This is a genomic window from Kribbella endophytica, assembly GCF_054781295.1.
Genome location: NZ_BAAGUR010000001.1, coordinates 157,822 through 170,941, shown reverse-complemented (window position 1 = coordinate 170,941; position 13,120 = coordinate 157,822). Strand labels below are relative to the sequence as shown.

Here is a 13,120-nt window from a genome sequence, read left to right as displayed (position 1 = left end):
CCGCGAGTCGCGTGGTGGTGTCGCGGAGGCCAAGAACACGCCTCCCCACGGCCGCGAGGTGGGCGAAGCCCACGAGCCTGGGGGCGGGGCTCCGGCTCATCACTCCGCTTTTCCTGGGGGCGAGGCGGGCGGAGTCCGCGAGCCCGGAAGCCCGGCGACTGTGGTGTTTGTGGGGGGTGGGCCTCGGACGGTTGGGGTGTTGGAGCGGGTGGCGGCTAGTGCTTCTGAGCTGTTGGGGGAGCGGCCGGTTCGGGTGCATGTGGTGGATCCGTATCCGGCGGGTGGGGGGCGGATCTGGCGGCGGGAGCAGTCGCGGTTGTTGTGGATGAACTCGATGACCTCCGACGTCACGATCTTCACCGATGAGTCGGTGGAGTGTGAGGGGCCGGTGGTGGCGGGGCCTGCGTTGGATCAGTGGGTGGTGGGGGCGGGTGCGACCGTGCTGGAGGAGGCGGGGATCGAGCCGCCGGGGGCGATGGACTTTCCGCCTCGGTTGGTGCAGGCGGAGTACCTGGCTTGGGTTTGGGATCGCGTCGTCGACTCACTGCCGGCGAATGTGCTGGTGGAGACGCATCTCGAGCGTGCTGTCGAGTTGAGTGAAGAGAAGACGGTGCGGCTGGAGTCCGGCCGGGAGATTCAGGCGGACCTAGTCGTGCTTGCGCTGGGATACCTGGACCGCGAGCTGACCGCGGAAGAAGTTGCCTGGGGCAACACAGCAAAGGGCCGCGGACTGACGTACCTTCCGCCGGGGTACACCGCCGACGTCGACCTGTCCGACCTGCGCGCAGGTGAGAACGTCATCGTCCGCGGCCTGGGCCAGGCGTTCATCGATCTGATGGTGCTGCTGACCGAGGGCCGAGGCGGCTGGTACGACGAGTGCTCCGGCCTGCTCACCTACCACCCGAGCGGCGACGAACCGATCCTGTACGCCGGTTCGCGCCGCGGCGTCCCGTACCACGCGAAGCTCGGCTACACCGTCGCCGGCACCACTCCGGTCCCCACGCGCTACCTGACCAAGGAAGCCCTCGACAGTCTCGGCGCCCAAGTCCTCGACTACACCCAGCAGCTCCGCCCACTCATCGACAAGGAGCTGACCTACGCGCACTACCGTCAGCTCTTCACCGCCCACCCCGAGCGCACCACCTGGACCTGGGACGAGTTCTTCACCGTCCTCGACAAGACCTTCCCCACCGACGACGAGTTCCGTACGGCGGTAGCTCAGGCCGTCCCGGCGGAGGACGACCACTTCGATCTCGCCGCCGTCGACCGCCCACTGGCCGGCGTCGGTTTCGCCAGCGAGGAGCACCTCGACCAGACCGTCGTACAGCTGATTGAGAACGACCTGCTCCGCAGGGCCGACCCCCAGCACTCGTCCGATCTCGCCGTCTTCAACGCCCTGCTCAGCGTCTACAGCGTCCTCTCGGTCGCGATCACCGAAGGCCGGCTGTCCGACGAGGACCGCGTCCGCCACGTCGAGACCGACTGGCACGGCTTCTTCTCCTTCGTCGCCAGTGGTCCGCCGCCGCGCCGCCTGGAGGAGCTTCTCGCTCTCCATCGCGCCGGCCTGATCCACTTCACCGGCCCCGACCTGACAGTTGCCCTAGACAACAATCAGTTCGTGGGTCGCAGTCCCGCCGTACCCGGCGAGATCCGCGCCCGTGCGTTCGTCGAGGCAAGGCTCCCGCGCCCCGACGTACTGGCCGCGACCGACCCACTGCTCAAAGGTCTGCTCGACAACGGACTCCTAGCTGCCGACGAGCTGATCGCCGGAGACGGCACGAGCCTCGGCGGCGGCCAGCTCAAGGCCGACAGCCACTGCCGCGCGATCCGCGCCGACGGAACCGTCCACCCGGAACTGTTCCTGCTCGGCCCGTCCGTCTCCGGGTCGGCCGGCTCCTCCGGCTTCTCTCGTCCGTACTTCAACGGTCCCGGCTTCCGCCAGAACGACGCGGTCGCACGGCGCCTGCTCCAGCTCCTGACCACCTCGACGAAAGCAGGTCACCATGGCAGTTGAGTTCCTCGGCATCGCCGGTACGAACCCGGCCAGCGAGGTCACCCCGCGGACCGGCGGCCCGCTCGACCTCGAGTACACGAGCAAGCTCGCCCGAGCCCACGAGGACAACGGCTGGGACAGGATCCTGTTCGCCTACCACTCGGGCTCGCCCGACCCGTCGACCGTCGCGGCGTACGTCGCGACGCGGACCGAGCGGATCAACCTGGTCGTCGCGCACCGCCCGAACGTCGCCTACCCGACGCTGACCGCGAAGACCTTCGCGACCTTGGACCACATCAGCAACGGCCGGTTCGAGGTGCACGTGATCACCGGCGGCTCGACCGCGGACCAGGCCGCCGAGGGCGACTTCCTGCCCAAGGACGACCGGTACGGACGGACGCGCGAGTTCATCCAGATCCTCAAGCAGGCCTGGACGTCGGACGAGCGGTTCGACTTCGCCGGTCAGCACTACCAGTTCGAGCAGTTCGTCGCCGACATCAAGCCGGTGCAGCAGCCGCGGCCGCGGATCTCGTTCGGCGGCTCGTCGGCTGCGGCGTACGCCGTCGGAGCTGCCGAGGCGGACATCTTCGCGCTCTGGGGCGAACCGCTGGCCGGGACCAAGGAACAGCTGGCCACGATCGACGCCGAGGCGGCGAAGGCCGGGCGTGATGACCGCCCGACGATCCAGATCGCGTTCCGGCCGATTCTGGCGCCGACGGAGGAACTGGCCTGGGAGAAGGCCGAGTCGATCCTCGGTCGGATCAAATCAGTCCAGGCCGGTACGACGAACCGCCGCCGCGACGCCAGTAAGACCCCCGAGAACGCCGGCTCACGTCGCCTGCTCGCGGCGGTCGACGCGGGCGAGCGACACGACCGAGCCCTGTGGACCGCGCCCACCGGCCTGACCGGCGGAGGCGGCAACTCGACCGCTTTGGTCGGTACGCCGGAGACAGTGGCCGCTGCGCTGCTCGACTACTACGACCTCGGCGTCCGGATCTTCTCCGCTCGCGGCTACGACATCTACGACGACGCGATCGACTTCGGCCGCTACGTGATCCCCCTGGTGAGAGAAGAGGTAGCCCGCCGTGAAGCCGGCAACCGTCAGGAGCTGGCCTCATGACCGTGACGACCCAGGAGGACTGGCACGCCACCCGCGAGCAGGAGCTCGCCACCAAGTACGGCTGGCTCACCGTCTCCGCCTTCGACTGGCTGACCGACTCACCGGCCCGGGTGCCCGGCCTGCCCGGCACCTGGTGGACAGCCGACGGCCAGGCCCACGTCCGTGCCGGCGGCGAACTGACCCTCCACAGCGAGCCCCTGGTCGGTACGACGTCAGCCGGCGTACCAGAGGGCGCCTCACTCAGCTGGCTCCTGTACGGCGAGGTCCTGGTCGAGCTGCTGGTCCGGGACGGCAGGTACGCCCTCCGCCAGCGTGACCCCTCAGCAGCGACCAGGACCGGCTTCACCGGCGTACCGATCTACCCAGTCGACCCAGCCTGGGTAGTCACCGGCCACTACACGCCGTACAACCAGGTCGAGCGGGCTGAGGTGGACACAGCCCGCCCTGACCTGCGCGCCCAGCTGAAGCTGGTCGGTGCGGTGCACCTGGCACTAGGCGGTACGGCGTACGAGCTGGCCGTGACCGCAGGTGGAGACGGCAAGCTCAACCTGGCGTTCCACGACGAGACAAACGGCGAGGAGACCGCCCGCTGGCGCACTGTGACAGCAGGCGAGGTCCAGCGCGACGGGTCGGTCCTGCTCGACTTCAACCGAGCGATCAACCCACCGTCCGCCTTCACCGCCCACGGCATCTGTCCGGCGCCCCCAGCAGGCAACCGAGTCGCCCTCCCCGTCACAGCAGGCGAGAAGAGGCCCCGGTGAAGTTCTGCACCTACACCCTCATCGACAACTCACCCGACCCGATCACCGGGCAGCAGCTCACGACGTACGAGCGCTTCCAGCACGTGGTGAAGCAGGCGCAGTGGGCCGAGGAGCTGGGCTTCGACGGGTACGGCGTGGGGGAGCGGCACGCGCAGCGCTTCGTCTCCTCGTCGCCACCGGTGGTGCTCGCCTACATCGCCGCGGCGACCAAGCGGATCCGGCTGCTGACGACAGTGACCGTGCTGTCACTGCTGGACCCGGTGCGAGTTGCTGAGGACTACTCGACTCTGGACCAGCTGTCCGGAGGCCGGCTCGACATCATCATCGGCAAGGGCAACGACCCGGACCAGAACGCGCTGTTCGGCTACGACCTGGACGGGCAGTGGGACCGCAACAGAGAGAAGTACGAGTTGCTCCGGCGGCTGCTGCGGGAGACGGGGGTGAGCTGGAGCGGTCAGTACCGGCCGGAGCTGGTCAACGCGACCACGCAGCCCAGACCGCTCCAGCAGCCGAGCATTCCGATCTGGCACGGCTCCGCCAGCTCCACGGAGTCCACGGAGCTGGCAGCCAAGTGGGGAGAGCCGCTGTTCTCCGCGAACGGCTTTCACCCGATGGAGAAGTACGCCGGGCTGATCCGGCACTACCGGGAGCGCTGGGCGGCGTACGGGCACGACCCGGCCGACGCGGTGGTCGGGGCCGGGTTCAACGGGCTGTACGTCCGGAAGAACTCGCAGGACGCCGTCGAGGGGTACCGGCCGATCTTCGACGCGTTCATGGACTCACCAGGCGCCAAGCACAACCAGTTGCCGTTCCAGACGCTGGAGGAGTTCCTGGCCGGTGGGTCGGTGCTGGTCGGGTCGCCGGAGGAGGTGATCGACAAGTTCGGCAGGTACCAGGAGGCGTTCAGCCACGAGCTGTCCGGCGTCTCCCTGGAGGTCCCGGGCCTGCCGGATGCGGAGAACCGGGCCTCGGTCGAGAGCTTCGTCACAGACGTCCTGCCGGTCCTGCGGGCGACGTACCCGAGCCGGGTCTGGAGCTGACGAAATCGACCCGAAAATTGGTCGGAAGCACTCCTGGGACCCGGTATGATTCTCTGGTCGGACAGAGGGGGAACTACACCTCCGGCCCTCGATTTCACATCGGGGCCAGGGACCGTGTAATCTCTCTCCTCGGCCCGCCCCTTTAGCTCAGTCGGCAGAGCGTCTCCATGGTAAGGAGAAGGTCTACGGTTCGATTCCGTAAAGGGGCTCTGAGAAACGCTGCACCACCCGGTCCGCCGGGTGGAGTGACGGACTCTCTGGCGGGGTAGCTCAGGTGGTTAGAGCACACGGCTCATAATCGTGGTGTCGCGGGTTCGACTCCCGCCCCCGCTACCACGCAAGGCAGTACTTCGAGAGTGCGATCACCAAGTTGCGTACTCATGAGATAAAGAGGCAGCAGTGGCCAAGTCAACCGACATCCGCCCGAAGATCACGCTGGCGTGCACGGTTTGCAAGGAGCGCAACTACATCACCAAGAAGAACCGGCGCAACGACCCGGACCGCCTGGAGATGAAGAAGTACTGCGCTCGTTGCAACGACCACACCGACCACCGCGAGACCCGCTGACCTTCAGCAGACTTCGCGTCGGGGCCGCTCTGGACACCAGAGCGGCCCCTTCGCTGTGCCCGAAAAGCACAGTGCTGTGCCCTCTTACACCGTGATGATCGGACGGCCTGCTTCGTACGCCGCCAAGCGGTCCTCTCGCGGTGTCAGGCAGCACGAGCCGCACAACGTGTCCGCGCCCTTGTCGCTCGTGTAGTACATACAGCACGTGTTCCGCAGGTACACGAGCTTCCCACCGGCCTCGGTGACCTCCCCGAGCCTGGCCAATCCACCCGGCGCCTTCGCGACGAACGTCTGCCACCGCTCCAGCAGATGACCCGGCGGCACCGTCTCCTTCTCCCGCGTTGCCGCGCAGAAACCCATCGCGCAACCCGCCGCGACCCCACCGTGCAGCTGCCGCAGTCCGGCCCGCGTACGCCGGTGCAGCTCAGCCGAGAGCGGGAGCAGGTGCTGCGTCAGCACCACGTCGTACAGGGTCTGCAGCCCGCCAGGCAGGAAGTTGGCGGAGCGGATCGCGACCTCGGCCAGGCCGTGCCCGTCGTGCGGGCGGACCCAGACGTTCTCCGGCCGGACGTCGAGCACCCGGCCCTCCAGCGCCCACAGCAGCAGCGCCGCCGCCGGCGCGCGACCGGCGTAGAAGGACATCAGGCTGAGCGCGTTCGCGTGCGCGGACGTGTGCCCGCTGGCGTCGTGATCGCGTTTCAGCAGCTCGGTCAGCTCAGGGCCGTCCGGCTCGAGAACGTGGTCCACCCGCAACCACTCCGCACCGCTCGGCACCCCGATCCGGAGCGCGTAGCGGGGTGCGTACCGGCTCAAAGCCGCCACTGCCGTCACAGTCGTGCCCTTCCTGCGTCAGATCCCCAGTGATCTTCGCGGAGTGGGTGGCGGCACCCGCCCGCCCATACTGCCAGTAGGGTTACTGGACATGACGATCGACGCCACGATGGTCGGCCGGAGCTACACGGCCGCCGAGACCTACCAGGTCGGCCGGGAGAAGATCCAGGAGTTCGCCGCCGCGATCGGGGACACCAACCCGGCGTACAGCGGTGATGACGCGGTGGCACCGCCGACGTTCGCGTTCGTGCTGAGCGCGCCCGCCCTCGACCTGCTGCTCGCCGACCCCGACCTCGGGCTGCGGCTGGACCGGATCGTGCACGGCGCGCAGAAGTTCAACTACGTCCGCCCGATCAAGGCCGGGGACGAGGTGGGCGCCACGGCGACCATCACCACGGTCCGCAAAGCAGGTGACGTCGAGGTGATCATGTACGAGACCGTCCTGACCAGCGGCGACGGCGAGCAGCTCGTCACCTCGACCGCGACCGTCACGCACAACCGGGCGGACGCATGAGCAGCGTCGAGATCGGCACCGAGCTGCCCGCGCTGACCGTCACCTTCCGGCGCGAGGACCTGATCCGGTACGCCGGGGCGGGTGGCGACTTCAACCCGATCCACTGGAGCGACCGGATGGCGGCCGCACTCGGCCTGCCCGGCGTGATCGCGCACGGCATGCTGACGATGGCCTCGGCCGCGCGCGTCGTGACGGACTGGCTGGACGACCCGGCCGACCTGGTCGAGTACGGCGTCCGCTTCACCAAGCCGATCGTCGTACCGGACGACGACAAGGGCGCCACGGTGACCTTCTCGGCGAAGATCGACAAGGTCGCCGACGGTCTCGCGGAGATCGACATCACCGCGCTCGCCGGCGAGGAGAAGGTCCTCGGCCGGGCGCGAGCGGTCGTGCACGTCCGGTGAACACCCAGCAAACGACAGATCTGCGGCTGGCCGAACTGACCACGCTGCGGATCGGTGGACCGGCCGACAAGCTGGTCGAGGTGACGACGGAGGCCGAGCTGGTCGACGTCGTCCGTACGGCGGACGCGGCCAAGGAGCCCGTCCTGCTGCTCAGCGGTGGCAGCAACGTGGTGATCGGCGACGAGGGCTTCCGCGGCACGGTCGTGAAGATCGCGACCAAGGGGATCAAGGTCGACGCCGACGCGTGCTCCGGCGCGATGATCCACCTGCAGGCCGGCGAGGACTGGGACACGGTCGTCCAGCGCGCGATCGCCGAGGAGTGGGTCGGGCTCGAGTCGATGTCCGGCATCCCCGGGCTGACCGGGTCCACCCCGGTGCAGAACGTCGGCGCGTACGGCCACGAGGTGTCGGAGTCGATCGCCTCGGTCCGCGTCTGGGACCGCGTCGAGAACAAGCTCCGCACGATCTTCGCCGCCGACTGCGGCTTCGCGTACCGCACCTCCCGCTTCAAGGCCGACCCGAGCCGGTACGTCGTACTGGAGGTCGCCTTCCAGCTGAAGCTCGGCAACCTGTCCGCCCCGATCGAGTACGCCGAGCTCGCCCGCGTCCTCGGCGTGGAGCCTGGTTCGCGCGCGCCGATGACGGACGTTCGCGAGGCCGTCCTCGGCCTGCGGCGCAGCAAGGGCATGGTCCTCGACGCCGAGGACCACGACACGTGGAGCGCGGGGTCCTTCTTCACGAACCCGTTGCTCGACGCCACTGCCGACGTACCGGCTGGTGCTCCGCAGTGGCCTCAGCCCGACGGCCGCGTGAAGACCAGCGCCGCCTGGCTGATCGAGCACGCCGGCATCTCCAAGGGCTTCGCGATCGGAAACGCGGCGGTTTCCTCCAAGCACACACTCGCCCTGACCAACCAGGGCGGCGCGACCGCCAAGGAACTGCTCGCCCTGGCCGCGCACGTCCGCGCCCAGGTCCAGCACGCCTTCAACATCACGCTCGTGAACGAGCCGGTCCTGGTGAACTGCTCGCTCTGACCGACGACTGCGCGACGAACTAGGCGCCCGAGGTGATGCGCTCGGGGGTCAGCGCGAGTACGACGCGATCGGGGTCGGCCGGGCGGTCGCCGGGGTCGCGGCCGGGCAGGTAGCGCGCGAACAGTCGCCCCGACAGTTCCGCGTGACCGTCCTCCTCGTGCGCCTCGCCGGTCGCGACGACGTACGTGAGCGACTCCGGGTCGTTGACGATGAGCGACAGTTGCGGGTTCGCGCTGAACAACCGGTACTTCAGCCGGGTCCGCAGCGTGGACAGCCGGAACGTCGTACCGTCCCACTCGAACCAGACGACGCTCAGCTGCGGCGGCCGTCCCGGCCGGTTGAACCCCACCACCGCGTGCAGCGGCTTGGCGAGCGTGGCCTCGATCTCGGGCGTTGTCTGCACTGCCTGCCTCCTCGGAACTCGATGACTGCGACTCTCTCAACGATCCGCTGCGCTCGCCTCCGAATTCAGCCGACCAGGATGGCCAGCAGGGCGATCGCGCTGGACAGAGCCACGCCTACGACGCTGGCCAGTGTGCCGACGGCCTGCCAGTCGGGGATCGGGCGGGACCTCACGAGCCGGCCGTCCAGGAAGAGCCGGTTGCTGAGCAGCAGCCACAGCCCGCCCGCGATCGCGCCGATGGGCAGCGGCAGCATCGTCCAGGCGAGTGAGTCGTGCTGCGGGGACAGGCTGAGCGCCCGTACGACGTACGCGACGACGAGCGCGACGATGACGGTGGGCACGCCGATCGCCAGGATGGCGACCCGTGGCTGGTCGGCGACTGCGGTAGTGAACCCGCGGTGCCCGCGGCACAGCTCCTCGGCGTACGCGTCCAGTGCTCCGGCCCGCGACCTTGCCTCGCCGGTGCCGATCCACTGGATCCGGCCGACGCAGCGCTTGCCGCGGCGACCCGGCCGGAAGAGGAACGTGAGGCTGCTGCCGTCGGCGTACACCGCTCTGCCTTCGAGCGTGGAGATGTCCGCAGGCCGCTGGACCCCCAGCAGGTCGTGGGCACCGCAGGTGGTCTTCCCGCCGCGCTTCCAGCTGATCTCGACGCCGTGGAAGACGCTGCCGCCGCTGGGAGCGGCGCTCGGCAGGTAGGTGCCGTCCTCCAGGTGCTGGTACAGCCTGCTCAGCTCAGCGAGGCTGAAGCTGAGTGATGGGATGCAGGACTCACCAGCCGGAGTCTCGGCGGGCAGCTCGCTGTCGTGCGGCGCCACCAGCACCCGCGGAGCCTGGTGTCTCCGGTCCTCCCACTTGACCGTCATACGCGGACACCAGCGCTCAGCGCGTCGATCCGGTCGAGCACGACGGTCGACACCCGGTAGCCCGGCGGGAGCTGGTCGATCGCCAGCCAGACCTCGTACCAGGCGGGTATCCCAAGCTCGGACACGCCGCAGGCGACCAGGTACGCCCTGGCCAGCTCCCAGGACGGCAGCGCCCTGCCGCTCGCGGCACGGACCAGGTTGGTGTGTGAGTAGTGCGCGTCGACGGCCAACTGGCGGTAGGTCAGGCCGGCGGACGCCCGAAGGCGCCGCAGCCCGGCAGCGAAGGCCTTGACCGGGGAGCCGTCGGTACGACCAGTTCTCCAACAAAACAAGGGTTTCTGGGTCCTATCAAGTACTGCTTGCCCCTCGGCAGGCAGGAGATTTGTTGCGTACTTTCTGAGCGTCGATGGCGGTCTGCCGAAGAGTTGAGTAACCCGGCGGCGCCGGCGGTTACCCACCGCGGTCTGAAAAAGATTTGCATAGAGGGTTGGCAAGAAGAGGTGATCTGGATAATGTCTTGCAGCAATCCACGGTGAGGGGTTGGTGTGAGGATGCGGAACGAGTTGTCCCGGCGTGGGTTTCTCGCTGGGGTGGGTGCGGTGGCGGCGGCTGCGGCCGGGTGCTCGTCGTCGGATGGGTCGAAGTCGAGCGTGCTGCAGGTGTGGGGTGGCGTGCCGGCGGCGTCCGGGCCGCAGAAGGTGGTGGACGCGTTCCAGGCGAAGTTCCCGCAGTACAAGGTGAACTACACGCGGTTCGTCAACGACGACCGCGGCAACCTGAAGCTCGACACCGCCCTGCAGGGTGGGATCGACATCGACGTGTACTTCACCTACGCGCAGGCGAATCTCGCGCTGCGGGCCGGGTCCGGACTGGCGGCGGACCTGACCGATCGGGTGCAGGCCGACCCCGAGCTGAAGGTGTTCCTGGACACCGACCAGCCGCGGGCGTTCCTCGACAACGGCCGGATCAAGGCCCTGGCGACCGCGCGGGAGCCGTACTTCGTGCTGTTCAACGAGAAGCTCCGCGAGCAGGCGGGCGTCGAGCTCCCACAGGCCTGGACGATCGAGGACTACCGCGCGACGGCGAAGAAGCTGACCACCGCGCAGACCTACGGCTGCTACACGATCCCGGACGTCCCGCGGATCAAGCTCGGCCCGAACTACTGGTACGACGGCAACCGCTCGAACTTCGGCGACCCGCACTTCGAGCAGGCGTTCGCGCTCGGCCGCGAGATGATCGCGGACGGCTCGGCCTTCCCCTGGCGCGAGGTGCTCGCCCGCCACCTCGACGCGTACCAGCAGAACTCGTTCCTCCAGCAGGAGTTCCACCTCTGGTCGACCGCGCCGTTCAACCTGCGCTACCTGTACGACGCGAAGAAGTACCCGCACGACTTCAAGGTCGCCTTCGCGCCGCCGCCGACGGTCGACGGCGGTGACTGGAACGGCGGTTCGTACAACAACTTCGTGATGGTCAACCCGAAGTCCCCGAAGGCCGACGCGGCCTGGGAGTTCGTGAAGTTCTGGCTGACCGAGGGCTCCGGCCCGATGCTGGCCGGCGGCAAGCTGCCGACGCTCGGCAACGTCATCGACGACCAGGTGATCACCGGCGTGCTCGGCAAGGAGCCGGACAAGTACTTCGACGTCGACTCGTTCCGCCGGGTCGTGCTCGGCGCCGAGCCGAAGCTGGCCACCGACACCCGCCTGGCCGGCTTCCCCGAGATCAGCCTCGCCCATGGCCAGCAGCGTGACCTGTGCTGGCTGGGCGAGAAGGACCCCGGCCCAGCGATTCGCGACGTACGCCGTCTGGCCGACGCCGCGATCGCCCGTACCGAGAGGAGCTCGTGATGACCACGGCCACTGTCGCCGCGGCGCCCGCGGTCCGGACCGAGAAGGCGCCCGGCATCAGCCCGCGCGGCTGGATCGGCTTCCTGTTCATCGCCCCCAACCTGCTCGGGGTGGTCGCGTTCACGCTGATCCCGCTGATCAGCGTGATCCTGCTCGCGTTCACCGACTGGAACCTGGTCTCCGGCTTCGGCGGCATCAGCTTCGCCGGCCTGGACAACTTCGTGGCCATCGCCAAGGACCCCGGCTTCTGGAACGCCGTCGGACTGACCTTCGTGTACGTCGGGGTGAGCGTGCCGCTGACCGTCGTACTGGGCCTGGCGCTCGGCATCGCGCTCAACCGGCCGTTGCCCGGTCGCGCGATCCTGCGGGCGATCTTCTTCCTTCCGTACATCGTCAACACGGTCGCGATCGGCATGACCTGGCTGATGCTGATGAACCCGAAGGCCGGCCTGGTCAACCAGGTGCTCGGCGCCTTCGGCCTCGAGCCCGGCTGGTTCGCCTCGTCGCACTGGGCACTGCCGGCGCTGATCGTGATGGCGGTCTGGGGCGGCGTCGGGTACTGCTCGCTGATCTACCTGTCCGCGTTGCAGGACGCGCCGAAACAGCTGTACGAGGCGGCCGACATCGACGGCGCCGGGGTGTGGGCGAAGTTCCGCACGATCACCTGGCCGTCGTTGCTGCCGACAACGATCTTCCTGCTGGTCACGCTGATCATCGGGGCGTCGCAGGGGTTCGGCCTGATCGCGCTGATCACCGCCGGCGGTCCGGGCGACGCGACCACGACGATCTCGTACTACATGTACCAGACCGGCTTCCAGTTCTACCGGTTCGGCTACGCCTCGGCGATCGGCCTGGTGACGTTCGCCGGCGTACTGGTCCTGACGCTGCTGACCTGGCGCGCCCAGCGAGGGAGGGCATTGCATGAGTAAGAAGTGGATGTGGGGGATTCCTCTGTGGATCCTCGCGCTGGCCTTCCTCGCGCCGTTCGCCTGGATGATCTCGACCGCGCTCAAGGCCGACCTCGACGCGTACAAGATCCCGATGCAGTGGATCCCGGACCCGTTCCAGTGGGACAACTTCAAGACCGTGCTGGTCGGCGAGACCTCGGTGCTGCCGGCGTTCGGCCGGTCCGTCTTCGTCGCCGTACTGCGGGTCGCGGGCGAGCTGCTGACCGCGACGATGGCCGGCTACGCCTTCGCCCGGATGACGTTCAAGGGTCGCGACAAGCTGTTCCTGCTCTACCTCGCGACCGCGATCATCCCGGCCCAGCTGCTGCTCGTCCCGCGGTTCATCTACTTCCAGAAGCTAGGCCTGTACGACACGCTGTGGGCGCTGATCCTGCCCGGCATGTTCACCGTGCTCGGCACGTTCCTGATGCGCCAGTTCTTCGTCGCCCAGCCGGCCGAGTTCGCCGAGGCGGCCCGGATGGACGGCGCGAACGAGTGGCAGATCTTCCGCCGGATCTACCTGCCGCTGGCCACGCCGGTGCTCAGCGCGCTCGGCATCCTCGCGTTCGTCTGGTCCTGGAACGACTACGAGACGCCGCTGGTGCTGATCAGCAGTCCGGAGAACTACACCCTCCCGCTCGGGCTGACGGACTTCGTCGACGAGCAGGGTGCGATCGCGCCCGGTCTGACGATGGCCGCCTCGGTGGTCTCGATCGTGCCGGTGCTGCTCGTCTTCGTCCTGCTGCAACGCCGCTTCATCGCCGCGATGACCCATACGGGCATCAAGTAAGGAGTT

15 protein-coding genes and 2 tRNA genes are annotated in these 13,120 nt (G+C 68.3%); 13 read left to right on the top strand and 4 right to left on the bottom strand.

Annotated elements, in window-relative coordinates; translation table 11 throughout:
* The first annotated feature begins 58 nt into the window (after window positions 1–58).
* From ACYVIO_RS00865 to rpmG, 7 genes are all read left to right on the top strand, one after another.
* A complete protein-coding gene (locus ACYVIO_RS00865) occupies window positions 59–2,014 on the top strand; it encodes an FAD/NAD(P)-binding protein (protein ID WP_460652045.1) in 1,956 nt (651 codons plus the stop codon).
* Window positions 2,004–3,113, top strand: coding sequence for an LLM class flavin-dependent oxidoreductase (locus ACYVIO_RS00860; RefSeq protein ID WP_460648681.1), 1,110 nt, complete (start codon window positions 2,004–2,006; stop codon window positions 3,111–3,113). Before ACYVIO_RS00865 ends, ACYVIO_RS00860 begins: the two co-directional genes overlap by 11 nt.
* Window positions 3,110–3,874 (top strand): DUF1684 domain-containing protein, encoded by a 765-nt coding sequence (locus ACYVIO_RS00855; RefSeq protein ID WP_460648680.1) that lies wholly within the window; start codon window positions 3,110–3,112, stop codon window positions 3,872–3,874. The genes ACYVIO_RS00860 and ACYVIO_RS00855 overlap by 4 nt, the downstream gene beginning before the upstream one ends.
* Window positions 3,871–4,914, top strand: coding sequence for an LLM class flavin-dependent oxidoreductase (locus ACYVIO_RS00850; protein ID WP_460648679.1), 1,044 nt, complete (start codon window positions 3,871–3,873; stop codon window positions 4,912–4,914). The genes ACYVIO_RS00855 and ACYVIO_RS00850 overlap by 4 nt, the downstream gene beginning before the upstream one ends.
* A gap of 136 nt (window positions 4,915–5,050) precedes the next feature.
* Window positions 5,051–5,123: transfer RNA gene (locus tag ACYVIO_RS00845), tRNA-Thr, on the top strand.
* Between the two features lie 50 nt (window positions 5,124–5,173).
* Window positions 5,174–5,250: transfer RNA gene (locus ACYVIO_RS00840), tRNA-Met, on the top strand.
* Between the two features lie 63 nt (window positions 5,251–5,313).
* Window positions 5,314–5,481, top strand: a complete 168-nt coding sequence (gene rpmG, locus ACYVIO_RS00835) for a 50S ribosomal protein L33 (protein WP_012923742.1) — start codon at window positions 5,314–5,316, stop codon at window positions 5,479–5,481.
* 84 nt (window positions 5,482–5,565) lie between these two features.
* Here rpmG and ACYVIO_RS00830 read toward each other — a convergent pair whose 3' ends face one another.
* Window positions 5,566–6,312, bottom strand: coding sequence for a (2Fe-2S)-binding protein (locus tag ACYVIO_RS00830; protein WP_460648678.1), 747 nt, complete (start codon window positions 6,310–6,312; stop codon window positions 5,566–5,568).
* 91 nt (window positions 6,313–6,403) lie between these two features.
* Between ACYVIO_RS00830 and ACYVIO_RS00825 the strand changes: the two genes are divergently transcribed.
* The 3 genes from ACYVIO_RS00825 to ACYVIO_RS00815 are packed head-to-tail and all read left to right on the top strand — an operon-like array spanning window position 6,404 to window position 8,264.
* A complete protein-coding gene (locus ACYVIO_RS00825; RefSeq protein ID WP_460648677.1) occupies window positions 6,404–6,826 on the top strand; it encodes an FAS1-like dehydratase domain-containing protein in 423 nt (140 codons plus the stop codon).
* A complete protein-coding gene (locus ACYVIO_RS00820; RefSeq protein ID WP_460648676.1) occupies window positions 6,823–7,230 on the top strand; it encodes a MaoC/PaaZ C-terminal domain-containing protein in 408 nt (135 codons plus the stop codon). The genes ACYVIO_RS00825 and ACYVIO_RS00820 overlap by 4 nt, the downstream gene beginning before the upstream one ends.
* Window positions 7,227–8,264, top strand: a complete 1,038-nt coding sequence (locus tag ACYVIO_RS00815; protein WP_460648675.1) for a UDP-N-acetylmuramate dehydrogenase — start codon at window positions 7,227–7,229, stop codon at window positions 8,262–8,264. Before ACYVIO_RS00820 ends, ACYVIO_RS00815 begins: the two co-directional genes overlap by 4 nt.
* Before the next feature lie 19 nt (window positions 8,265–8,283).
* Here the strand turns inward: ACYVIO_RS00815 and ACYVIO_RS00810 are convergent, their stop codons facing one another.
* From ACYVIO_RS00810 to ACYVIO_RS00800, 3 genes are all read right to left on the bottom strand, one after another.
* Window positions 8,284–8,667, bottom strand: a complete 384-nt coding sequence (locus tag ACYVIO_RS00810; protein ID WP_460648674.1) for a pyridoxamine 5'-phosphate oxidase family protein — start codon at window positions 8,665–8,667, stop codon at window positions 8,284–8,286.
* 65 nt (window positions 8,668–8,732) lie between these two features.
* Window positions 8,733–9,533, bottom strand: a complete 801-nt coding sequence (locus tag ACYVIO_RS00805; RefSeq protein ID WP_460648673.1) for a hypothetical protein — start codon at window positions 9,531–9,533, stop codon at window positions 8,733–8,735.
* Entirely contained in the window at window positions 9,530–9,865 is a 336-nt protein-coding gene (locus ACYVIO_RS00800) for a helix-turn-helix domain-containing protein (RefSeq protein ID WP_460648672.1), read from the bottom strand. Before ACYVIO_RS00800 ends, ACYVIO_RS00805 begins: the two co-directional genes overlap by 4 nt.
* Before the next feature lie 219 nt (window positions 9,866–10,084).
* On the opposite strand from ACYVIO_RS00800, the gene ACYVIO_RS00795 reads away from it, so the two are divergent.
* From ACYVIO_RS00795 to ACYVIO_RS00785, 3 genes are read left to right on the top strand one after another with little or no spacing between them, the layout of a single operon-like run.
* Window positions 10,085–11,377, top strand: coding sequence for an ABC transporter substrate-binding protein (locus tag ACYVIO_RS00795; RefSeq protein WP_460648671.1), 1,293 nt, complete (start codon window positions 10,085–10,087; stop codon window positions 11,375–11,377).
* Complete coding sequence (locus ACYVIO_RS00790; RefSeq protein WP_460648670.1) at window positions 11,377–12,306, top strand: carbohydrate ABC transporter permease; 930 nt, start codon at window positions 11,377–11,379, stop codon at window positions 12,304–12,306. The genes ACYVIO_RS00795 and ACYVIO_RS00790 overlap by 1 nt, the downstream gene beginning before the upstream one ends.
* Complete coding sequence (locus ACYVIO_RS00785) at window positions 12,299–13,114, top strand: carbohydrate ABC transporter permease (protein WP_460648669.1); 816 nt, start codon at window positions 12,299–12,301, stop codon at window positions 13,112–13,114. The genes ACYVIO_RS00790 and ACYVIO_RS00785 overlap by 8 nt, the downstream gene beginning before the upstream one ends.
* Window positions 13,115–13,120: the final 6 nt, after the last annotated feature.

Coding starts and splice junctions, on each gene's coding strand:
- ACYVIO_RS00860 (WP_460648681.1), top strand. CDS start 2,004: ATGGCAGTTGAGTTCCTCGGCATCGCCGGTACGAACCCGGCCAGCGAG.
- ACYVIO_RS00855 (WP_460648680.1), top strand. CDS start 3,110: ATGACCGTGACGACCCAGGAGGACTGGCACGCCACCCGCGAGCAGGAG.
- ACYVIO_RS00825 (WP_460648677.1), top strand. CDS start 6,404: ATGACGATCGACGCCACGATGGTCGGCCGGAGCTACACGGCCGCCGAG.
- ACYVIO_RS00820 (WP_460648676.1), top strand. CDS start 6,823: ATGAGCAGCGTCGAGATCGGCACCGAGCTGCCCGCGCTGACCGTCACC.
- ACYVIO_RS00805 (WP_460648673.1), bottom strand. CDS start 9,533: ATGACGGTCAAGTGGGAGGACCGGAGACACCAGGCTCCGCGGGTGCTG.
- ACYVIO_RS00795 (WP_460648671.1), top strand. CDS start 10,085: ATGCGGAACGAGTTGTCCCGGCGTGGGTTTCTCGCTGGGGTGGGTGCG.
- ACYVIO_RS00790 (WP_460648670.1), top strand. CDS start 11,377: ATGACCACGGCCACTGTCGCCGCGGCGCCCGCGGTCCGGACCGAGAAG.
- ACYVIO_RS00785 (WP_460648669.1), top strand. CDS start 12,299: ATGAGTAAGAAGTGGATGTGGGGGATTCCTCTGTGGATCCTCGCGCTG.